Origin of the sequence: Nocardia sp. CDC160 (genome assembly GCF_035818795.1) — a bacterium.
In the GTDB taxonomy this organism is placed as follows: Bacteria; Actinomycetota; Actinomycetes; order Mycobacteriales; family Mycobacteriaceae; genus Nocardia.
This window is the reverse complement of the sequence record NZ_JAYKYT010000001.1, coordinates 1352576-1374568: the sequence shown is the minus strand read 5'-3', so window position 1 is coordinate 1374568 and position 21993 is coordinate 1352576. Positions and strand designations below refer to the sequence as shown.

The 21993-nt window shown below is 67.5% G+C and carries 19 protein-coding genes; 10 read left to right on the top strand and 9 right to left on the bottom strand.

All coding sequences use genetic code 11. The annotated features are described in order from the left end of the window. Positions 1 to 235 precede the first annotated feature (235 nt). From VMT40_RS06115 to VMT40_RS06090, 6 genes are all read left to right on the top strand, one after another. Positions 236 to 4000, top strand: coding sequence for a murein biosynthesis integral membrane protein MurJ (locus VMT40_RS06115; protein ID WP_326357217.1), 3765 nt, complete (start codon positions 236 to 238; stop codon positions 3998 to 4000). Positions 4001 to 4314: 314 nt separating this feature from the next. Beyond that, the gene (gene sigM, locus VMT40_RS06110) at positions 4315 to 4857 is read left to right on the top strand and encodes an RNA polymerase sigma factor SigM (protein WP_326356933.1); all 543 of its coding nucleotides are present in this window, start codon (positions 4315 to 4317) and stop codon (positions 4855 to 4857) included. Positions 4858 to 4979: 122 nt separating this feature from the next. Next, a complete protein-coding gene (locus VMT40_RS06105; RefSeq protein ID WP_326356932.1) occupies positions 4980 to 5891 on the top strand; it encodes a hypothetical protein in 912 nt (303 codons plus the stop codon). Positions 5892 to 6000: 109 nt separating this feature from the next. Continuing rightward, positions 6001 to 6984, top strand: coding sequence for a thioredoxin-disulfide reductase (gene trxB / locus VMT40_RS06100; protein WP_326356931.1), 984 nt, complete (start codon positions 6001 to 6003; stop codon positions 6982 to 6984). Between the two features lie 11 nt (positions 6985 to 6995). Next, positions 6996 to 7334, top strand: coding sequence for a thioredoxin (trxA, locus tag VMT40_RS06095; protein ID WP_326312739.1), 339 nt, complete (start codon positions 6996 to 6998; stop codon positions 7332 to 7334). 220 nt (positions 7335 to 7554) lie between these two features. Further along, entirely contained in the window at positions 7555 to 8751 is a 1197-nt protein-coding gene (locus VMT40_RS06090) for an N-acetylmuramoyl-L-alanine amidase (RefSeq protein WP_326312738.1), read from the top strand. A 145-nt stretch (positions 8752 to 8896) separates the two neighbouring features. On the opposite strand, the gene VMT40_RS06085 is transcribed toward VMT40_RS06090, so the two are convergent. The 9 genes from VMT40_RS06085 to rpmH all read right to left on the bottom strand — a co-directional run bounded on the left by VMT40_RS06085 (position 8897) and on the right by rpmH (position 15573). After that, positions 8897 to 9616 carry a GNAT family N-acetyltransferase gene (locus VMT40_RS06085; protein WP_326356930.1) on the bottom strand — a complete coding sequence of 240 codons (720 nt, stop codon included), beginning with the start codon at positions 9614 to 9616 and terminating at the stop codon, positions 8897 to 8899. A 160-nt stretch (positions 9617 to 9776) separates the two neighbouring features. Then, positions 9777 to 10793, bottom strand: coding sequence for a ParB/RepB/Spo0J family partition protein (locus VMT40_RS06080; RefSeq protein ID WP_326356929.1), 1017 nt, complete (start codon positions 10791 to 10793; stop codon positions 9777 to 9779). Between the two features lie 44 nt (positions 10794 to 10837). Further along, the gene (locus VMT40_RS06075; RefSeq protein WP_442789924.1) at positions 10838 to 11806 is read right to left on the bottom strand and encodes a ParA family protein; all 969 of its coding nucleotides are present in this window, start codon (positions 11804 to 11806) and stop codon (positions 10838 to 10840) included. A gap of 307 nt (positions 11807 to 12113) precedes the next feature. Next, positions 12114 to 12851, bottom strand: a complete 738-nt coding sequence (gene rsmG / locus VMT40_RS06070; RefSeq protein WP_326356927.1) for a 16S rRNA (guanine(527)-N(7))-methyltransferase RsmG — start codon at positions 12849 to 12851, stop codon at positions 12114 to 12116. 118 nt (positions 12852 to 12969) lie between these two features. Continuing rightward, positions 12970 to 13503: a Jag family protein gene (locus tag VMT40_RS06065; protein ID WP_326356926.1), complete on the bottom strand. Its 534-nt coding sequence runs from the start codon at positions 13501 to 13503 to the stop codon at positions 12970 to 12972. A gap of 30 nt (positions 13504 to 13533) precedes the next feature. Then, the gene (gene yidC, locus VMT40_RS06060; RefSeq protein WP_326356925.1) at positions 13534 to 14634 is read right to left on the bottom strand and encodes a membrane protein insertase YidC; all 1101 of its coding nucleotides are present in this window, start codon (positions 14632 to 14634) and stop codon (positions 13534 to 13536) included. Between the two features lie 4 nt (positions 14635 to 14638). Next, positions 14639 to 14959, bottom strand: coding sequence for a membrane protein insertion efficiency factor YidD (gene yidD / locus VMT40_RS06055; protein ID WP_442789912.1), 321 nt, complete (start codon positions 14957 to 14959; stop codon positions 14639 to 14641). Beyond that, complete coding sequence (rnpA, locus tag VMT40_RS06050) at positions 14956 to 15342, bottom strand: ribonuclease P protein component (RefSeq protein ID WP_326356924.1); 387 nt, start codon at positions 15340 to 15342, stop codon at positions 14956 to 14958. Before rnpA ends, yidD begins: the two co-directional genes overlap by 4 nt. An 87-nt stretch (positions 15343 to 15429) precedes the next feature. Then, on the bottom strand, positions 15430 to 15573 hold the full coding sequence (rpmH, locus tag VMT40_RS06045) for a 50S ribosomal protein L34 (RefSeq protein ID WP_033085250.1): 144 nt from the start codon (positions 15571 to 15573) through the stop codon (positions 15430 to 15432). 526 nt (positions 15574 to 16099) lie between these two features. Here rpmH and dnaA point away from each other — a divergent pair. From dnaA to VMT40_RS06025, 4 genes are all read left to right on the top strand, one after another. Further along, positions 16100 to 18043, top strand: coding sequence for a chromosomal replication initiator protein DnaA (gene dnaA, locus VMT40_RS06040; protein WP_326356923.1), 1944 nt, complete (start codon positions 16100 to 16102; stop codon positions 18041 to 18043). 790 nt (positions 18044 to 18833) lie between these two features. Continuing rightward, entirely contained in the window at positions 18834 to 20003 is a 1170-nt protein-coding gene (gene dnaN, locus VMT40_RS06035) for a DNA polymerase III subunit beta (protein WP_326356922.1), read from the top strand. Positions 20004 to 20061: 58 nt separating this feature from the next. Continuing rightward, a complete protein-coding gene (gene recF / locus VMT40_RS06030) occupies positions 20062 to 21267 on the top strand; it encodes a DNA replication/repair protein RecF (protein ID WP_326356921.1) in 1206 nt (401 codons plus the stop codon). A gap of 126 nt (positions 21268 to 21393) precedes the next feature. Beyond that, positions 21394 to 21954 (top strand): DUF721 family protein, encoded by a 561-nt coding sequence (locus tag VMT40_RS06025; RefSeq protein ID WP_326357215.1) that lies wholly within the window; start codon positions 21394 to 21396, stop codon positions 21952 to 21954. Positions 21955 to 21993 lie beyond the last annotated feature (39 nt).

Here is a 21993-nt window from a genome sequence, read left to right as displayed (position 1 = left end):
GCCTCGACCGGATCCCGCGGCGGGCGGGCGAATTCCGCCCGAAGAGCGCTACCACTGGGGACATCCGGGCAACGAGGGCAACCGCCCGGCCGGACCCGGTCCGCGCTCGCTGCCGCCGGACGCACAGCGCTACCCGACGCCGCCGATGTCGAATCCGCGGCCGGGACCGCAGCGCAACCAGCGCCCGGGACCGCCGAGCGGAGCCCAGCGCCGCGTCCAGCCGCGCACGGGCGCAATGCCCGTCGCGGTGCAGGAAAAGTCGGAGAGCGCGAACGCCAAGTTGGTCCGCGACTCCGGATCCATGGCCGTCGCGACGCTGGCCAGCCGCATCACCGGATTCGGCAAACAGGTGCTGTTGCTGACCGTGCTCGGTCCCGCTATCGCTAGTGCCTTCACCGTGTCGAGCACGATCCCGACCATGATCTCCGAGCTGCTGCTCGGTGCCGTCCTGACCGCGATCGTCGTGCCGACACTGGTGCGTGCCGAGAAGGAGGACGCCGACGGCGGTGCCGCCTTCGTAAGACGGCTCGTCACAGCCGCTTTCACGGTGCTCGCCACCGGAACCGTGCTGGCCACGGCCTTGGCACCGGTCCTCACCACGCACGTCTTCCTGTCCAACGACGGCAAGGTGAACACGGGGCTCACCACCGCGCTGACCTATCTGCTGCTTCCGGCGATCCTGTTCTACGGCATGTCCGCGCTGCTGATGGCGATTCTGAACACCCACGGCCGGTTCAAACCCGGTGCCTGGGCTCCGGTTCTGAACAACATCGTGGTGCTGGTCGTCCTCGGCCTGTACGCGCTGACACCGGGCGAGATCACCTTGAACCCGGTCCGCATGAGCGAACCGAAACTGCTGCTGCTCGGCCTCGGCGTGACGCTCGGTGTCATCGTGCAGGTCGGCAGCCTGCTTCCCGCCATCCGCCGCGAAGGCATCGACCTGCGGCCACTCTGGGGCGTGGACGCGCGGCTCAAGCAGTTCGCGGGCATGGGCGCGGCGATCATTCTCTACGTCGCCATCAGCCAGGCCGGTCTCACTGTGGCGACACGGATCTCGTCGCACTGGGATGTCGCGGGTCCCGCGATCTACGCGAATGCCTGGGCGCTGCTGCAATTGCCGTACGGCGTCATCGGCGTGACCCTGCTGACCGCCATCATGCCCAGGCTGAGTCGCAATGCCGCCGCCGACGACACGCCCGCCGTGGTGGACGATCTCGGCTCGGCCACCCGGCTCACCATGATCGCGCTGGTTCCGATCGTCACCTTCTTCACTTTCGCCGGACCCCAGATCGGGCAGGCGATGTACGGATACGGACGCTTCGGTGGCGATGCCGCGCGGCTCGGCGAGGCCGTTTCCTGGTCCGCCTTCACCCTGATTCCCTACGCGCTGGTGCTGATTCACCTCCGCGTCTTTTACGCCCGGGAACAGGCGTGGACCCCGACCTGGATCATCCTCGGCATCACCGGTGTTCAGATCACCCTGTCGATGCTGATGCCGATGTTCGTGTCGCCCGACCACGTGGTCATCGCCGTCGGTGTCGCCCGCGGGCTGGGTTTCGTCGCGGGCGCCATCATCGGCGGCTGGCTGCTGCATCGCAGCCTCGGCGACCTTCGCATGACCAATGTCGGGCGGACCATCACCCGGGTGGTGCTCGCCTCACTCGCCGGTGGGGCCGTCATGCTGATCGTGGACAAGGTGCTGGGGCTGCACCGGCTTTCGGATTCGTTCGGCGGATTCGGCTCGCTGGTGCGGGTCGGCCTCACCGCCATCGTCATGTTCGGCGTGGCCTTCGGCCTGATGCGACTGCTCGGCATTCCGGAGATCGTGGCCATTACCGTCGCCATCTCGCGCCGCCTCGGCATCACCCCGCCCGCACCGGATCTCGACCTGTCCGGCACGCCGCTCGAGGACATCCACGAGACCACGCTGCTGCCCAAGCCGGATCTGCGGGCCGCGCCGTACTACTACCGCTTCGACCCGTATCTCGACGCGCAGACCATGGTGCTGCCCGTCATCCGGCCCGATGCGGTTGACATCACCGGGACGGGCGAGTTCCCGTACCCTGTTCCGCAGGCAAACGCAACTGCCCGCTCCGGCATGCCCGCAGACAGCCCCCGCGGATATCCGGACGCGGCGGTTCCGGGCCCCACACATCGGTCTTCGACACACCACGGCGAAGGAGGAACCAGGGTGAGCGACGACGCGGCGGGCGGCGTCCCGGCCGCCGAATCCGCAGCGGCCTCGGGCGGCGGGCTCTCCACGGACGCACCTCCCCCCGGCACGCCCGGCGGAAAGTCCGGCGGCCGAGCCGAATCCGCGGCACCTACCGGCGGCGGCGAGCGGGCGGAACCGGAGAACCTACCGGAGGACGCGGACCACCCGGGTCCGGAAACCGGTGTGTACGAGGCCGTCTCGCCGCAGATGCCGCCCATGCGGGTGGAATCGCCGAGCAAGCGCATCCAGCGCGGCCCCAAGCTGACCCCCGGCGCATCCGTGGCCGGTGGCCGCTACCGGCTGCTGGCCAGCCACGGCGGGGCGCGCGGGCTGAAGTTCTGGCAGGCCCTGGATGTGAAACTCGACCGCGAGGTCGCTCTCACCTTCGTCGACGCCGACCAGCAGGCCACCGACAACTCCGGACACGATGGGCCGCAGGCCATTCTGTCCCGCACGCTGCGCCTGGGCCGGATCAATTCGCCCGGCCTGGCCCGCGTGCTGGACGTGGTGCGCGGCTCCTCCGGCGGCATCGTGGTGGCCGAGTGGACACCCGGCCGCTCGCTCAAGGAGATGGCCGAGACCGTCCCGTCGCCGATCGGCGCCGCGCGCGCCATTCGGGCGCTGGCCGCCGCGGCCGAAATGGCCCACCGCGGTGGCGGTTCGCTGTCCATCGACCATCCGGACCGGGTGCGCATCAGCGCCTCGGGCGACGCCGTGCTGGCGTTCCCGGGCACGCTCTCCGATTCGGACGCCCAGTCCGATGTGCGCGGGCTCGGCGCGATGCTCTACGCGCTCATCACCGCGCACTGGCCGATTCGCGTCGGCGGAGTGTCCGGCAGCGCCGCGACCGTCGGCGGGCTCCCGCTGGCCGACTTCGGCCCGGACGGAACTCCGGTGGAGCCCAGGACGATTCGGCCCGAGGTGCCCTTCGAGATCTCCGCGGTCGCGGTGCGCTCGCTGGAGTCCAACAAGGGCGTGCGCACCGCCGCGACCGTACAGCACGTGCTGGAGCAGGCCTCGGTGGTCGACCAGAAGACCGACTTCATTCCGGTGCTGCGACTGGGCCAGAAGCCGCCCAGCGCACCCGACGAGACCCTCGCGGACCCGGAGCTGCTGGCGGCCGAGAAGGAACGCTCGCAGCGAATGATGTGGATCCTGGTCGGTCTGGGCGTGCTGGCCGCGCTGGTGGTCGGCGTCATCATCTGGTGGCTGCTGAGCGTGTTCGCGCCCGGCTCCTCCAACGCGCCGCTCAATGAGCAGCGCAATATCGGCCTGACCACCTCGGCCACCCCGCCGCCCAGCCCCGGCTCGTCCCAGACCCCGGCCGGTGCCCCGGCCACGGGTGGCGTGCCGGTGCCGGTCACGGGAGCCACGGTGTTCTCCCCGGAGGGCACCCCCGACAATGTCGGCAGCGTCGGGGCGGTGCTGGACAACAATCCGGCCACCACCTGGCGCACCGACGCCTATTTCCAGCAGTTCCCGGCCCTGAAGAAGGGCGTGGGCGTGCTGACCACCCTGGGCAGCCCCAGCAAGCTGACCAAGGTGATCATCGAATCGCCCTCGCCCGGAACGCAGGTCGAGATCCGCACCTCGCCGACCGCCTCGCCGACCCTCGATCAGACCCAGCTGATCGGGTCGGCGGTGCTCGGCGACGGCACCACGGAGATCCCGGTGCGGGCCGACCAGCCCGCCCGGTACGTGCTGGTGTGGATCACCCAGCTGGCCAACAACGGGGGGCAGTTCCAGTCCTCGATCGCTCAGATCAACTACGAAGCTGCACCGTAATTCCGGGGGTTCTCCGCAGCCGGTGACGACGCCCGGTTAGCCACATTCTGGGCGGTCATCATCCGTCCGATTCGCCCGAACAACCCGCCTACCAGGGCTTTTTTCGCGCGATCCATTGCTATCGAATCGTTACCTTCGATATGATCTTGCGTACTCTCGGCAAAGGGGAGCGCCCGGGGACCCGGCTTCTACGGTCCCGGATGACAGCCAAAAACACTCGGTGACACAGCCAAAACACTCGGTGATGTCCGGTCCGTGTTGTCAGGCCGTGCGCACCGGTCTGAGGGGATGCATTGTCGTCAGCGAACGAGCTCGTGGAAGCAGCGCAGGTCAGCGATCGCGACCTGTTGGCCGCCCATGCCAGCGGGGCGCCCTACGCCTTCGCCGAGCTACTTCGCCGTCACCGCGACCACCTCTGGCAGACCGCGCTGCGCGCCTCCTACAGCCCCGAGGACGCCGACGACTCGCTCCAGGACGCCCTGCTCTCCGCGCATCGGGGCGCCGCCGCCTTCCGCGGCGACGCCGAGGTGCGCAGCTGGCTGCACCGCATCGTGGTCAATGCCTGCCTGGACCGCATTCGCCGCAACAAGCTGCGCCGCACCGAACCGCTGTCGGAGGACGTCGCGGACGAACCCCGTTGTCCCCGAGACGATTACGCTGCACTGGAGGCCAACCTGCTGGTCGACGCGGCGCTGTTCGCGCTGCCCGCCGACCAGCGCACCGCCCTGGTCGCGGTGGAGCTGGAGGGCTACTCGATCACGGATGCCGCTGCGCTGCTCGGCATTCCGGAGGGGACGGTCAAGAGCCGATGTGCGCGGGGTCGACGGCGACTCGCGGCGCATTTTCGAAACCAATGAATCGTTATGGAACACCGTGATTTCGAGGGAACCTTGTACGGTTCCGCTGCGTCGGATACAAAGACAGGTCTGCGATTCCTACTCGAAGCCCTGGAGGGGCAATGGAGGACACAGGAGGAGCAATGGCGGGTACCGCGGTGCCCACGCCGCCCTTCTCCACCGAGCTGCTCGCCGATCTGCACGGCGGCAGCCTGCCGACGGACGAATCCGAACGGCTCTGGCCCGCGGTCCGGCAGGACCCCGAGGCCATGCGCTATCTGCGCTCCCTCGACCATGTCGACGAACGCCTGCGCGACCTCGGCCGCGACGACACGATCGTGCATCCCATGCCCCCCGAGGTGGCCGACCGCCTCGAGCGCATGATCGACGACCTCGCTGCCGCCGATGACGACACCCCGGCGGCGACCCCGACCACCCAGCTCGCCACCGTCACCCGGCTGCCCATGGCCCCGCCGCCCGTCACCCGGTCCACCCACCCGGCCCCGGCCGCCACCGCCCCGATCCCGATCCTCAACGGGTCCATCTTCGACACCGGCCGACTCGACCCCCGCGACCTGGAAGACCCCGAACCCGACCTCGAGCTGCCGGAGGATACCGAGCTCGCCGAACCCCTCCCGCTCGAGCGCCCGTCCGGCCGCCTGCGCTGGCTCACCGTCGCCGCGGCCGCCGCGGCGGTCATCGCGGGTGCCGTGGTGGCCGTGGACGCCGTCAGCACCCGGACGGTGGCCCCCGCCGCCCAACCGGCGGCAGGCGACAATCTGGACGCGTCCATGCCGCCCACTGCCCTGCTCACCGCGATGGGCCACCACGACATCACCGGCCCGCTGGCCGCCGGAAACGCCCTCACCACCTGTCTGCAGGCGGCCGGTCTGGACCGGCAGGTGCTCGGCTCGCGCAGCGTTGTGTTCTCGGGCACACCCGGCGTGCTGGTACTGCTCGCCGGACCCAAACCACCGCAGATCACCGCGGCCGTGCTCGGAACCGGCTGCGGCCCAGGCAATCCGCAGGTGCTCGGACGCGCCGATATCGGCTGACGTCCGAGGTCGAACAGGCGCGGGAACAACAGCGTTTAGGCTGTTGTTGACCGACACGCTCACGCTCGAACACATCGAGCCAATCTGCACAACTGCTTCGGAGGGCCCCTTGAGCACGCCTGTTCGCGACCTGATCATCGTCGGTTCCGGTCCGGCCGGGTACACCGCCGCGGTGTACGCCGCCCGCGCGGAACTCGAACCGCTGCTCTTCGAGGGCACCCAGTTCGGCGGCGCGCTCATGACAACGACCGAGGTCGAGAACTTCCCCGGCTTCCGCGAGGGCATCATGGGCCCCGACCTCATGGAGGAAATGCGGGAGCAGGCCAAGCGTTTCGGCACCGATATCCGCACCGAGGACGTGGACGCCCTCGACCTGTCCGGTCCCGTCAAGAAGGTGACCGTCGGCGGCGAGGTGTACGAGGCCTACGCCGTGATCCTCGCCATGGGCTCGGCGGCCCGCTACCTCAACGTCCCCGGCGAGCAGGAACTGCTCGGCCGCGGCGTCAGCGCCTGCGCCACCTGTGACGGCTTCTTCTTCAAGGGCCAGGACATCGTGGTGGTCGGCGGCGGCGACTCGGCCATGGAGGAGGCGACCTTCCTCACCAAGTTCGCCAACTCGGTCACCATCATTCACCGCCGCGAGGAGTTCCGCGCCTCCCGCATCATGCTCGAGCGCGCCAAGAACAACGAGAAGATCCGCTTCATCCTGAACTCGGAAGTCGTTGCGGTGCACGGGGATACCAGCGTCACCAGCCTGACCCTGCGCGACACCCGCACCGGTGAGACCACCGAGCACGCCGCCACCGGCCTGTTCGTCGCCATCGGCCACGACCCGCGCAGCGAACTGGTGCGCGGCCAGGTCGATCTCGACGACGAGGGCTACGTGCTGGTCCAGGGGCAGAGCACCTACACCTCGCTGCCCGGCGTCTTCGCCGCGGGCGACCTGGTCGACCACACCTACCGGCAGGCCATCACCGCCGCCGGTACCGGCTGCCGCGCGGCCATCGACGCCGAGCGCTGGCTCGCCGAACAGGGTGACATCACCACCAACACCCTCGATCACGCCGGTGCGCCGGTGGAAGTGAACAACTAAGGAGCAAGCCAATGTCCGATGCCAAGACCTCGGCCACCAAGACGGTGACCGACGCCACCTTCGCCGACGAGGTGCTGCTCAGCGAGAAGCCCGTGCTGGTGGATTTCTGGGCGGCCTGGTGCGGCCCGTGCAAGATGGTCGCCCCGGTGCTCGAGGAGATCGCGGCCGCCAATGCCGACAAGATCACCATCGCCAAGCTCGACGCCGACAACAATCCGGAGACCTCCAAGCACTACGGGATCCTGTCCCTGCCCACCATGGTCCTGTTCCAGGGCGGCAAGGAGACCAAGCGCATCGTGGGCGCAAAGGGCAAAGCGGCCCTCTTGCGTGAACTGCAAGAAGTTCTTTAACGACGCTGGATAGAATTTCGGCGCCGGTGGAAGCCCGCGTATTCGCGCGGGCTTCCGCCTTGGGGTCCTGACACCTGTACCGGGGTTAGGATGCCTGCACTCGACAGTTGCCGAAATTCGGTCCGGGTCTGAAACAATCATTCGACGCTCCGGTCGTGCGAAGGTGTGAACCACCGCATGAGTGGGTACCCGGGTTGGCGGAAGGAAAGGGCTCTCACGCATGCACCGACTTCGTCACGGCGATACAGGTCCAGCCGTAGCAGAGGTTCGGAGCACCCTGGCAAGCCTCGGGTTCCTGCATTCCCACCCCAATACCGACCCCTCGGGTCCGATCGGGGAGTACTGGAAGGACGCCGACGCCACCTTCGACCATGATCTCGACTCCGCCGTGCGGGCCTTCCAGCAGCACCGCGGACTCCTGGTCGACGGCGTGGTCGGTCCGGCCACCTACCGCGCGCTGAAGGAAGCCTCCTACCGGCTCGGGGCGCGCACCCTCATCTACCAGCTCTCCGCACCGCTGTACGGCGACGATGTCGCCACCCTGCAGCGCCGACTGCAGGACCTGGGCTTCTACGTGCACCGCGTGGACGGCTACTTCGGGCCGCACACGCACGACGCGCTCACCTCGTTCCAGCGCGAGATCGGCCTGTCCTCGGACGGCATCTGCGGTCCGGACACCCTGCGCTCGTTGGACCTGCTGGGCGCGCGCGTCACCGGCGGCAACCCGCATCGCATTGCCGAGGAAGAGGTGGTGCACCGCGCCGGACCGCAGCTGACCGGCAAGCGCATCGTCATCGATCCGGGCCTGGGCGGACCGGACAAGGGCTCCGCGGTGCCGACCGAATTCGGCGACGTCTACGAATCGGAGATCCTCTGGGATCTGGCCAGCCGCCTCGAAGGACGCATGGCCGCAACGGGAATGGAGACCTTCCTGTCCCGGCCGTGGGGCGCCAACCCCTCCGACGCCGAGCGCGCCGAGACCTCCAATACCTTCGACGCCGACTTGATGATCTCGCTGCGCTGCGCCAGCAATGACAGCGGTTCGGCCAGCGGTGTCGCCAGCTTCCACTTCGGCAATTCGCACGGCTCCACGTCCATGATCGGGCAGGTGCTGGCCGGGTTCATTCAGCGTGAGATCGTGGCGCGAACCTCGTTGCAGGACTGCCGGACCCACGCGCGCACCTGGGATCTGTTGCGGCTCACCAAGATGCCGACGGTGCAGGTCGACATCGGTTATCTCACCAATGATTACGACGCCTCGGTGCTGACCAACCCGCGCATGCGCGACGTGATCGCCGAGGCCATTCTGATCTCCGTCAAGCGGCTGTACCTGCTGGGCCAGGACGACCAGCCCACGGGGACTTACACATTCGCCGAACTGCTCGCAGAGGAATTAGCGGCCGCAGACCGGCTCTAGATGTTGAACGGAATGGGGGCTACGCCCCCAAACCCCCAAGAAAGAGTACGGGGGCCCGGCCCCCGAACCCCCAATTTCCAAACCCCTCCAACCCCAATGGGGTTGGAGGGGTTTGTTTCATGTGAAACATCTGGCCGGAGGCCGCTCACCGCGTCGCGATGCGGGTGGGCATGGTGAGCTCCGCCGCCGCCAGCAGCTGATCGAGCGCCCGCTCGACGTCTTCCTTCCACAGGTGCTCGTGATCCAATTCCAGCCGCAGCCGCGGGAATCGGTGATGCGAGGCCACCACCTTGAAACCGACGTCCTCGAGGAAGTCGGCCTCGATCATGCACCGCTCGGGCGAACAGCCGTCCGGGGCGGGTGCCGAGGAGCGCAGGGGCGTGCCGATCCGCTCGCGCAGCGACATGGATCCGATGGCGGGCATCGGCGTGGTCGGCGGCTCCTTGCGAATGCCGAACGCCTCGATGGCCCGCACGCCGCGGCGCACCAGATCGGCCACCACGGCCTGAATCAGCTGATGGGCTACATCGGTGTCCTGGTACGGCATTTCGGCGCTCAGCGTGGTCAGCAGCACGGCGTCCGGGCTCACGGGGGAGGTGGGGAACAGGCCGGAGCGCGGCACCGCGCTGGGCGGCGCGTAGAGCGCGCATCCAGCCGAGCGATCCTCCACCATGGCGACCTGTCCGCAGGATCCCCACTGCAGCATCACGGTGGAGAGCCAGGCCTCCTTCTCGAAGGTCGGGTCGCTGAAGTCATGGGAATCCGCCGCCACCGCCGGATCGATCTCCCAGAACACGCACCGCCGCGCATGTACCGGAAGTTTGTCGAGTCCGCCGAGGGTAAGTGCGGTCACGCTGGTCGACACCGCTCTGCTCAGCCTCCAGCTGTCCGATTCATCCACACTCACGCCGCATCACACTGTGCTCGCCAGCAAGAATAAGCGATCAACGCTCTACGCCTCTCCAGGGCCATAAACCCGAACGTCACAGTGACGTTTCCACTGTGACCCTCGGGCTGGGCCCACTCTAGGGCTTCGACTGCTCCATGAGACTGACGATCCGCTCCAGATCGTCGATGGAACCGAACTCGACGGTGATCTTGCCCTTGCGCTTGCCCAGCGCCACCGTCACGCGGGTGTCGAAGGACGCCGACAACCGCTCGGCCACATCCTGCAATCCGGGCATCTGAATCGGCTTGCGCTTGGGCGCCGCCGGGGGAGCGATGGCATCCGGGTTCCGGTTGGCCAGGGTGACGGCCTCCTCGGTGGCCCGCACCGACATGCCCTCCGCCACAATGCGCGCCGCGAGCGCCTCCTGTGCGTCCGCACCCGCCTCCAGCGCCAACAGCGCGCGGGCATGTCCGGCGGACAGCACGCCCGCCGCGACCCGGCGCTGCACCGGAATCGGAAGCTTCAGCAGCCGAATCATATTGGTGACGACCGGACGCGAGCGCCCGATCTTGGCCGCCAGTTCCTCGTGGGTGACGCCGAACTCCTCCAGCAGCTGCTGATACGCCGCCGCCTCTTCGAGCGGGTTCAGCTGCACGCGATGGATGTTCTCCAGCAACGCGTCCCGCAGCATGGAGTCGTCCGCGGTCTCGCGCACAATGGCCGGGATGGCATCCAGGCCCGCCTCCTGGCTGGCCCGCCACCGCCGCTCGCCCATGATGAGCTGATAGCGCGGCTCCGGCAGGGTCGCGATCTGGCGCACCACGATGGGCTGCATCAGACCGAATTCCTTGATGGAGTGCACCAGTTCGGCCAGCGCCTCTTCCTCGAAGACGGAGCGCGGCTGCTTCGGATTGGGCTCGATCTGCAGCGGCGGGATCTCCCGGTACACCGCGCCCGCGTCGGTCGACTCGACCGAGTCGACCGGATCGGGGACGCGATGCAGATACGCCGACGCGGGCTGCGGCCCGACCGGATCGAGACCGATGACGACGTTGGCGGCGGCACTGCCGAGCCCGCCGGGTGTGGTCGCCGGGCCGGTCGGGATCAGTGCCGCGAGACCGCGCCCCAGTCCACCCTTCTTCGCCTGACTCATCGGCCTACCGACCCCTTCCGTTGTTCACCGCCACCAACATTCACTTACACACCGGATTGTGCGTCGGAAACCCGCGCGGTCGCGGTCTGGCGCGCCGTACGCGACGCGATCTCCCGTCCGGCGTCGAGATAGCTCATGGCACCTCGCGAGCCCGGATCGTAATCGAGGACGGTCATGCCGTAGCCGGGAGCCTCCGACACCTTGACGCTGCGGGGGATGACCGAGCGCAGCACCGCGTCGCCGAAGTGCGAGCGCACCTCCTCGGCCACCTGATCGGCGAGCTTGGTGCGGCCGTCGTACATGGTGAGAACCACGGTGGAGACGTGCAATTCGGGATTCAGGTGTGCCTGCACCAGACCGATATTGCGGAGCAGCTGACCCACGCCCTCGAGCGCGTAGTACTCGCACTGGATGGGGATCAGGACTTCCTTGGCGGCGACGAGCGCGTTCACGGTGAGCAGACCCAGCGACGGCGGGCAGTCGATCATGACGTAGTCGATGTCGTACCCGGCGAGGTTGGCCTCCTGGATGGCGGCCTTGAGCCGACCCTCGCGGGCGACCATGGAGACGAGCTCGATCTCGGCGCCCGCGAGGTCGATGGTGGCCGGGATGCACAGCAGTCGCTCATTGTGCGGGCTCTGCTGAATGGCGTCGCTGACCGAGCACTCGCCAATGAGGAGTTCGTAGCTGGAGGGGATGCCCGAGTGGTGCTCGATGCCGAGCGCGGTGCTGGCATTGCCCTGGGGGTCGAGATCGATGACGAGCACGCGCATGCCCTGAATGGCGAGCGCGGCGGCCAGGTTCACGGCGGTGGTGGTCTTACCCACGCCGCCCTTCTGATTGGCGATGGTGAGGATGCGCTGTTCGTTGGGGCGCGGAATGTGCGCGTTCGTGCCGGACAGCACCTGGCTCGCGCGCTGCGCCTCGGCGGCGATCGGAGTCTCGGTGGGGGAGATGTTTCCGAACGGAGTGCGGCTGAACTCGTCCGTGTCGAAGGGACCGCTATCGAGCATGCCGGGCACCCGGGACGTTGTTTCCCGTGAAACATTCGCCGGACGATTGGACATACAGGCTCCTAACCCCGAGAACTCAAAGACACGTGGCCGAGCAGGATTTCGCGCACCTGGCAGCAACGGCCGCGACGCTGCGTTGTTACCGAGGGCTGGCTCGAATCGGCTGGAAGTCGTTCACGCTCGACGTTCACTAGCTTGCCAGTAGAGGACACAATACGGAAGTTGAACGGGCACCTTCGCACCGCGACACACTCAAAAGCGGCAAAACTGTTCATGTTTCACGGGAAACATTGCGCCGCGAGCTTCGTCAGTGACGCTTCGGTCGACCGGTCCCGGACCGTCCGCTCTTGCGTTCCGCACGGCGCTCCGCGCGGTCGAGGCGCTCGGCACTGATGACGAAGGTGGGCGTCTCCAGCACTCCCACACCACATTCCAGGACCTCGGCATGACCCGCGCCCGCTTTGGTCAGATCGTCGCGATCGCGCTCGAGTTCCTCCGCGGCGCTGATTCCCTTGAGCGCCAGCATCCGTCCGTGCTCGTGGACCAGCGGCATGGACCAGCCCGCCAGCTTCGCCAGGGGAGCGACCGCCCGGGAGGTGACGATGTCCGCGCCGCCCGCCTCCTTCTTCACCCCCGCCTGCTCGGCCCGGCCGCGAACGATGAGCACATTGTCGAGCCCGGCCTCCGCCACGAACTCCGCGAGGAAGACGGTCCGGCGAAGCAGCGGCTCCACCAAGGTGATTCGGAGATCGGGTCGGGCGATGGCGAGCGGGATGCCGGGCAGCCCCGCGCCGCTGCCGATATCGACCACGCGCACGCCCTGGGGGATGAGGTCACCGATCACCGCGCAGTTGAGGATGTGGCGATCCCACAGCCGGGGCACCTCACGCGGACCGATCAGCCCGCGCTCCACACCCGCGGTCGCGAGCGCGGTGTAGTAGAGCCGAGCCTTGTCGAGCCGATCGCCGAAGACGACCGTCGCCGCGGCGGGCGGATCGACCGGACCCGGCGCGCTCATCTCGGTCTCTGGTTCCACGTGAAACATCCCTTCCGAACGCCTTGCCCCCAACCGAACTTCAACTGTCCCCACCCGCACACCTCTGGATAAGAGTAGGGCCCCCGATCGTTTCGATCCGGGGGCCCTACCTCGAGTGTTCCGCGTGTCAGGCGGGGAGCACCACCACGCGGCGGTTCGGCTCCACACCCTCGCTCTCGCTCACCACACCGTCGAGCGCGGCCACGGCGTCGTGGACGATCTTGCGCTCGAACGGGGTCATGGGGGAGAGGGCCTCGCGCTCACCGGTTTCCAGCACGCGCTTGGCAGCCTCGGTGCCGAGCGCGCTCAACTCCGAGCGACGCTTGGCACGCCAGCCCGCCACGTCCAGCATGAGTCGGCTGCGCACGCCGGTCGCCTGCTGCACGGCCAGGCGGGTCAGTTCCTGGAGCGCGTCCAGGACCTCGCCGCGACGGCCGACCAGCTTCGACAGATCCTTGCCGCCGTCGATGCTCACGACGGCGCGATCGCCCTCGACATCCAGATCGATATCGCCATCGAAGTCGAGCACGTCCAGCAACTGCTCGAGGTAATCGCCCGCGATCTCACCCTCTTCGATGAGTGCTTCCTCGGCGTCGGTCGCGTCCGGTGCCGCCGTCGCAGCCGTCACAGTGGGATCCCCTCCGTCGGTTTCAACAGTCATGGTTGTTTCCTTCATCTGGAGTTGTAAGTCTCAGCGACGCCGCTTCTGATTGGCGCGACCACGATTGCCGGAGCGCTTCTTGGCCTGCCCGGGCTTGGCACCGGGGGCGGGCTTGGAGCCGTTCTGCGAGGGCTGCGGCGCATCGGTCTTGGCATCCTCGACCGCGTCCTCGACACCGTCGGTCTTGGCGGCCGCCTGCTTCTTACGGACGTCGACCGGCTTCGCGCCCGGCTTCGGGGCGTTCTGGGCGCGGCGCTCGAGCGCGATCTTCTTCTTCTCTTCTTCTTCTTTTTCGATCTTGCCGAAGACCAGATGTTGCTGACCGTAGGTCCAAATGTTGTTGGACACCCAGTAGATCAGGATGGCGACGGGCAGGAACGGACCACCGACCATGACGCCGAGCGGGAAGACGTACAGCGCCAGCTTGTTCATCATGGCGGCCTGCGGGTTGGCGGCCGCCTCCGCGGACTGGCGGGCCACCGAGGCGCGCGCGTTGAAGTGGGTCGCCAGGCCCGCGATGATCATCAGCGGAATCGACACGGCCGCGATGGCGACCTTGCTCGGCATGCCGCCCCAGTGCGCGAAGGACTCCAGCTGTGCCATCGGCTGGGTGATGTAGGACGACAGCGGAGCGCCGAAAAGCCGTGCGGACAGGAAGGACTGGACGTCCGCCGGGCTGAAGATGTAGTTCGCGGTATTCGCGTTCTGCTCCGCGGTCATGCCGCCGCTGTGGCCGAAGCCGCCGAAGCCGCCGGTGCCGACGCGGTTGAACGAGCGCAGCACGTGGAACAGGCCGATGAACACCGGCACCTGCAGCAGCACGGGCAGGCAGCCCATGAGCGGGTTGAAGCCGTGTTCCTTCTGCAGCTTCTGCATCTCGACCGTCATCTGCTGACGGTCGTTCTTGTACTTCTTCTGCAGTTCCTTGATCTGCGGCTGCAGCTCCTGCATCTGCCGGGTGGTGCGGACCTGCTTCACGAACGGCTTGTAGAGCACGAGCCGCAATGTGAACACCAGGAACACCACGGCCAGGGCCCAGGCGAATCCGCTGTTCTTGCCCAGCACATACCCGAATGCCTGGTGCCAGAACCAAAGAATGGCCGACACCGGGTAATAGATGAAGTCGAGCACGGCGCTATGCACTCCCGTCGTTCGAATCGCCGGTCACCGCGGGCGATGACCCTTCACAAGCTGATGCCGCGTGCCGGTGCTTGCGCTCCGGTACGGGGTCCCACCCACCAGGGTGCCAGGGCGCACATTTCGCCAATCGGACGGCCGTCAGTCCGAGTCCGACGAACAGTCCGCGGGTGCGCAACGCCGTCACCGCGTACTCACTGCACGTGGGGGTGAAGCGGCACACCGGCATGCGGGTGGGGGAGATATAGGTCCGATACAGCTCGATGAGGAATATCAGAGCTTTGGCAGGTAGGCGCGCAGCGGCGCGCAGTGCGTTCACAACTCACTGCCGACGGAGAGGAGGCCGAGCTTGCGCAGCCCACTCCGCAACTGCCGCAACAGTTCCTCGGAGGGCGCGTCGGCGGCACCGGGCAGGGCGCGAATGACAATGTCCGCGCCCCCGGGCAATTCGGCCGTCAGGGTCGCGCAGATATGACGCAGGCGGCGGGCCACCCGGTGGCGTACCACCGCCGGACCCACCGCCTTGCTGACGATCAAGCCGAAATGCGGACCGCCCACCCGGATGGCCGGGGTCGGTCCGCTTTCGTGGTCGTCGTGTAGCAGTACGTGCACAACGAGGTCCCGTCTCCCGATCCGCCGGCCCTGGCGCACCGTCCGGGAAAAGTCGGTGCGCCGGTGCAGCCGGTAGGGCTCAGGCAGCACCTGAGCATCCAGCGGAATGCGGGCGGAGGGGGGACCGGAGACCGGACGGCGAGTCGCTCATACGACGCCGCATCCGGGATTACCGAATCAGGCGGTCAGCTTGGCGCGGCCCTTGCCACGGCGCGCCGAGACGATGGCGCGACCCGCACGGGTGCGCATACGAAGACGGAAGCCGTGGACACGCGCCCGACGACGGTTGTTCGGCTGGAACGTCCGCTTGCCCTTGGCCACGGTCAACACTCCTCTAGGTGGTGGACGTCCGGTGACGCCCGAAGCTGTTCGGTGAAACGTGCTCTCGACGGACGGGAGTCCCTCGGCGCAATACCCTTGTCGGCACGGGCAGCAGACAGCCGCCACCGCACCACAGGGTGACTGTAGAAGGGTACTTACCCCCTGGACGAGGGTCAAACTCGGGGGTAGAACACCGGTTCCGCGCGCCGCTTGCTGCGAGTTCGTGTGTCGGGGCGGGGTTCGTGTACGGTCCTTTCCAGGCCTTCGACGGTACCTCCGTTGCGACCGCGGTTGACTTTGCCAGCAGATAGCTGTGAACCCGCAGGTACGCGCCAGATTCGGGGAATCAGACACGCGGCCGCGTGTATCCCCAGGTTTTCCACATCTGTGGATAATTGTGTGGAAAGACCCCTGGAGTGGCATATTCGTAGGGCCGACGGTGCCTCGCCTACGCCCGGTTACTGGGGGAGCCGAGCAGTGCGGACCGTCTGCTCCTATCGACCTACATCCGGGGAGGACTACGTTCGTGGACGACGAGCAGAATGTGCTGACCGCTGTCTGGCCGGAGGTGATCGCCGAGCTGGCGAGCGGCTCCACGGATGGGGAGATCCAGCCGGTCAGCAAGGCGCACAAGGCGTGGCTCAACACTATCGAACCGATCACCTTCGCGCAGGGATTCGCCCTGCTCTCGGTGCCGGGCACGATGGCGCAGGTCACGGTCGAGCGCGACCTGCGGGAGCTCATTCTGCGATCCCTGGCCCGCCGCGGACTCCAGGTCGAGGGCCTGGGCGTGCGCATTCGCGCACAACAGAATCCGCCGACCGGTCGCTCGGGCAATCCGCCCCGGCACGCGCGCATGACCTCGCGCCCGGAACGCCCGCGCGAACCCGAGCCGACGCCCCCGGCGTATCAGCCCGAACCGCCCCTGGCCGAGCGGCCGCAGCAGCTGTACCAGGCACCCCAGGAGTACGCCGCGCCGCGCTACCTTCCTCCCCAGGACTACCCGGCCGAGTACGACGACCGGGATGCTTATCCACCTGTGGAATTCGGGCAGCAGCCGATGGCCGAAGAGTTGCCGATGCCGGTCGCCGAGCCGCCCGCACCGCCTCGGCGACGGGAGAACCACCGCGGTTCGACCATGCCGCCGGGCCAGGAGTCGCTGTTCTCGCCGGAACCCGACGACGAACCGGCCCGGCCCGCGCCGCAGCGCTACGCCGAGGAGCCCGCCCAGCGGTACGAGGAGTCCCCGCAGCGCTACGCGGACGAGTCCCAGCCCCAGCGCTACGCCGAGGAGCCCGCGCCACAACGGTATCCGGACGAACCCGCCCGCCGACCGGTGGACGAGGCCCACGACGACGAGCCGGTGGTCAATGTCCGCAACTCCTGGCCGACCTATTTCAACCGGACGCCCGAGCGCGAGCCCGCGCCCGCCGCGTCGTCCTCGGCCAGCCTGAACGCCAAGTACACCTTCGAGACCTTCGTCATCGGCGCCTCCAACCGCTTCGCGCACGCGGCGGCGGTGGCCATCGCCGAGGCCCCGGCGCGCGCCTACAATCCGCTGTTCGTTTGGGGCGCTTCGGGTTTGGGGAAGACGCACCTGCTGCATGCGGCGGGTCACTACGCGCAGCGGCTGTTCCCGGGCATGCGGGTGAAGTACGTCTCCACCGAGGAGTTCACCAACGACTTCATCAACTCGCTGCGCGACGACCGGAAGGTGGCGTTCAAGCGCCGCTACCGCGAGACCGACATTCTGCTGGTCGACGACATTCAGTTCATCGAGGGCAAGGAAGGCATCCAGGAGGAGTTCTTCCACACCTTCAACACCCTGCACAACGCCAACAAGCAGATCGTGGTGTCCTCCGACCGGCCGCCCAAGCAGCTGGCCACGCTGGAGGAGCGACTGCGCACGCGATTCGAGTGGGGCCTCATCACCGATGTGCAGCCGCCGGAACTCGAGACCCGCATCGCGATCCTGCGCAAGAAGGCGCGCATGGACCGCCTGGACGTGCCGCACGATGTGCTCGAGCTGATCGCGAGCCGGGTGGAGCGCAATATTCGTGAGCTCGAGGGCGCGCTGATCCGCGTGACGGCCTTCGCCTCGCTGAACGGCCAGCCGCTGGATCTCTCACTGGCGGAAGTGGTGTTGCGCGATCTCATGCCCGATACCGCGACGCTGGAGATCACGGCAGCCACGATCATGGCCGTGACCGCCGAGTACTTCAACACCACGCTCGAGGAGCTCACCGGTCCCGGTAAGGCCCGCCCGCTGGCGCAGGCCCGGCAGATCGCCATGTACCTGTGCCGGGAGCTCACCGACCTATCCCTACCCAAGATCGGTCAGGCCTTCGGCCGCGACCATACGACGGTCATGTACGCGGAGAAGAAGGTGCGCAAGGAGATGACCGAGCGCCGCCGCGTGTACGACCAGGTGCAGGAACTCACAGCCCGGATCAAACAGCGTTCGCGCTGATCCACAGTCCGGCGCACTGATCCACAATTCACAGAACCCCACGTCACCTGACGTGGGGTTCTTCGCTTTTCGGGGTTGTGGATTCCTCGAGGAGTCCTCGAGGAAGGGGTGTGGACTCCTCGAGGATTCCCACTGTTGTCCACGGGGTTGCCCCCAGGTCGCCACCCCCACCCGTGCACAGGCGTTAGTCCACATGGCTAACAGGGGAATTCATCCTCGAGCCCTGAACTGGGCGGATGGGAGTTGTGCCCTGGGGATTCCTCGAGGAGTCCTCGTCAGGTCCTCGAGGAATCCTCGAGGTAGTCCCCGGTTTCATCCTGATGTTGGCTACCGGGCCTCGAGCGGGGGAGCAACTCGAGGATGGCTCGAGGATGGATGTGGAACAGCGCATCGACTCCACAGCCACCCGTTGTTCATCCTCGAGCCACCCCGACGACATCCACACGACGCCGCCCGTCCCCACCTGCGTAAACGGCCGAAGTCCACAGAACTAACAGGACCTACTACTACTTCAGTTATTCATCTAGAGAAGGTTCTTCTAAAACAGGGTGTGTGGAAACTCGAGTTGGGGGAGCACGGTCCGTCGGGCAGCCCCTCCACATCCGATCGGGCAGCAGGGAGAAGCGGGGTGATGGATTCCAGCGCAGCAGACGGCTCGGAGGGTCGGCGTAGGCAGTCGGGGCTCTCGCGGGTACGGTTCTCTGTCAGTCCCCTGTGCGATCCTGCGTAGGCGGCTGACGCAGATCAGCAGAGTTCACGAATCACACACTGGGAGAGGACAGACCGGGCGATGGAGCTTGCAAGCATGAAGTTTCGGGTCGCCCGCGAGGACTTCGCCGAATCCGTAGCCTGGGTGGCCCGCAGCCTGCCGTCGCGGCCTCCGGTGCCCGTGCTCGGTGGCGTGCTTCTCGTGGCCGACGAGGATGGACTGACGGTCTCCGGCTTCGACTACGAGGTCTCCGCGCAGATGCGCGTGGCCGCCGAGGTCGCCGGTCCGGGTCAGGTGCTGGTGTCGGGCCGCCTGCTGGCCGATATCACCAAGGCGCTGTCCAACAAGCCGGTGGATGTGTCGGTGGACGGCACCCGCGTGCTCATCGCCTGCGGCAGCGCCAAGTTCTCGCTGCCGACCATGCCGGTCGAGGACTACCCCCAGCTGCCCGAGCTGCCGCCGCAGACCGGTGAGCTCGCGGTGGATCTGTTCTCCGAGGCCGTCTCCCAGGTGGCCGTGGCCGCCGGGCGCGATGACACGCTGCCCATGCTCACCGGTATCCGCGTGGAGATCGAGGGCCCCAAGGTGGTCCTGGCCGCGACCGACCGCTTCCGCCTCGCCGTGCGCGAACTCGAATGGCAGCCCGGACGCGCCGATGTGGAGACCGCGGTGCTCGTCCCGGCCCGCACCCTGTCCGAGGCCGCGAAAACCCTTGGTGCGTCCGATCAGCCGGTGCAGCTGGCCTTCGGCACCGGCACCGACGGCCTGCTCGGCATCGTGAACGGCGGCCGCCGCACCACCACCCGTCTGCTCGACGCCGAATTCCCCAAGTTCCGCCAGTTGCTCCCCAAGGAGCACACCTCCATCGCCACCCTCGCGGTGAACTCGCTGACCGAGGCCATCAAGCGTGTGGCCCTGGTGGCCGAGCGCGGCGCGCAGGTGCGACTGGAGTTCTCCGAGGAGGGCCTGTTGCTCTCCGCCGGTGGTGACGACGCCGGTCGCGCCGAGGAGTGGCTGGAGGCCGAGTTCCGCGGTGAGCCGCTGACCATCGCCTTCAATCCCGGCTACCTGCTCGACGGCCTGTCCGCCTCGCATTCGGACCGGGTCACCTTCGGCTTCACCACCCCCAGCCGTCCGGCCGTGTTCCTGCCCGCGCCGGAGGAGGAGCCCGCCCAGCTGGAGTCGGGTGCCTTCTCTGCGCTGTCGGGCAGCTACATCTACCTGCTGATGCCGGTGCGGTTGCCGGGCTGATCGGGCGACTCACCTGTGCACAGTGTTGACAAACCTGTGAAAAACATGGACTGACCGGATGCACGTGCGTGCGCTGTCGCTGCGCGATTTCCGCTCCTGGGAGGCCGCCGAACTCGAACTCTCGGCCGGTAGAACGGTTTTCCTGGGATCCAACGGGAATGGCAAGACCAATCTGATCGAGGCCATCGGCTATCTGTCCACACTCGGCTCACACCGGGTGTCGACAGACGCGCCCCTGATCCGGATCGGCGCGCAGAAGGCCCGGATCGGGGCGACGGTCGTCAATACCGGCCGCGAGCTCCGGGTGGACATGGAGCTGAATCAGGGCACGGCCAATCGCGCCCAGATCAATCGCTCCCCGGTGCGGCGGCCGCGGGAGATCCTGGGGATCCTGCAGACCGTCCTGTTCGCCCCGGAGGATCTCTCCCTGGTGCGTGGCGACCCGGGGGAGCGGCGGCGCTTCCTGGACGAATTGGCCACCGCTCGGCTGCCGCGGCTGGCCGGGGTGCGCGCGGATTACGACAAGGTGCTGCGGCAGCGCTCGGCCCTGTTGAAAACCGCTGGGCGCAATGCCCGTTCGGGCCATCGGGGCGCGGAGATGAGCACCCTCGATGTGTGGGACGGTCATCTCGCGGCGCACGGCGCGGTTCTACTGGCGCAGCGGCTGCGGCTGGTGCACGAGCTTTATCCACATCTTGCACAGGCTTATTCAGGTATCGCTCCCGAATCCCGGCCCGCCGCAATCGCTTACCGAAGTGCGAGTTTGCCGCCGGAGCTGCTGGATCCCGCCCGTTCTCCACAGCCTGAGGACGAATCGGAGCTCGAGGCAATCCTGTTGCGGGAGTTGGCCGTCGCCCGTTCCAAGGAGTTGGAGCGCGGGGTGTGTCTGGTCGGTCCGCATCGCGATGATCTGGAGTTGATGCTGGGTTCGGCGCCCGCCAAGGGATTCGCGAGCCACGGCGAATCCTGGTCGTACGCGCTGGCTTTGCGGCTGGGCGCGTTCGAACTACTGCGTTCGGCCGGAACCGATCCGGTCCTGATTCTCGATGACGTGTTCGCCGAATTGGATCGCCGCCGCCGCACCGCGCTGGCCGCCGTCGCGGCGGGAGCGGAACAGGTGTTGATCACCGCCGCGGTGGCCGAGGATGTGCCCGCCGAATTGGCGGCGGTGCCGCTGCGGGTGGAGACCACCGGCGAGGCCGATCGGCGTGCGTCGCGGATTGTCGAAGAGGGAGTCGACGCCGCCGAGTCGGCTTCGCTGTGAGCGTCGGACCGATGCGGCAGAATCACGTGGCGAACCGAGATCACGTGACGAACCGATGGTGAGGTTCGGGATTCCCCAGTGTGGAAGGAGTTGTGGATGGTCGAGCAGCCGGACGCCGACGACCGCATGAGCTCCGAACAGAGTTCCGAGACAACGGGATCCGAACCCGAATTGCGCGGCGTCGATCTGGCCCGGCGCGCCCTCGAAGAGGCCCGCGCCGCGGCTCGCGCCGCCGGAAAGTCGGTCGGGCAGGGCCGGGCCTCGCCGCGCAAGGGCGGTGTTCGCGCCCTGCGTCGCCGCCGTACCGGATGGTCGGGCGCACACCCGGACGACCGTGACCCCCAGACCCTGTCGGCCTTGGCCATGCAGTTGGCCAAGGGGCGCGGCTGGTCCACCAAGGTCGCCGAGGGCACGGTCTTCGGCCGCTGGGCCAGCGTGGTGGGGGAGGACATCGCCTCGCATGCCCAGCCCATCTCGCTGGAGAACGGCATTCTGAGTATTCAAGCGGAGTCCACGGCCTGGGCCACCCAGTTGCGCATGTTCCAATCCCAGATCCTGGCCAAGATCGCGGCCGCGGTCGGCAATGGGGTGGTGAAGCAGCTCAAGATCAATGGCCCGACCGCCCCGAGTTGGCGGCACGGCGATCGCCACGTCAAAGGCCGAGGCCCGCGCGATACCTACGGGTAGATCTTGTTTCACGTGGAACGTTTCCGACGGCCCGGGGAG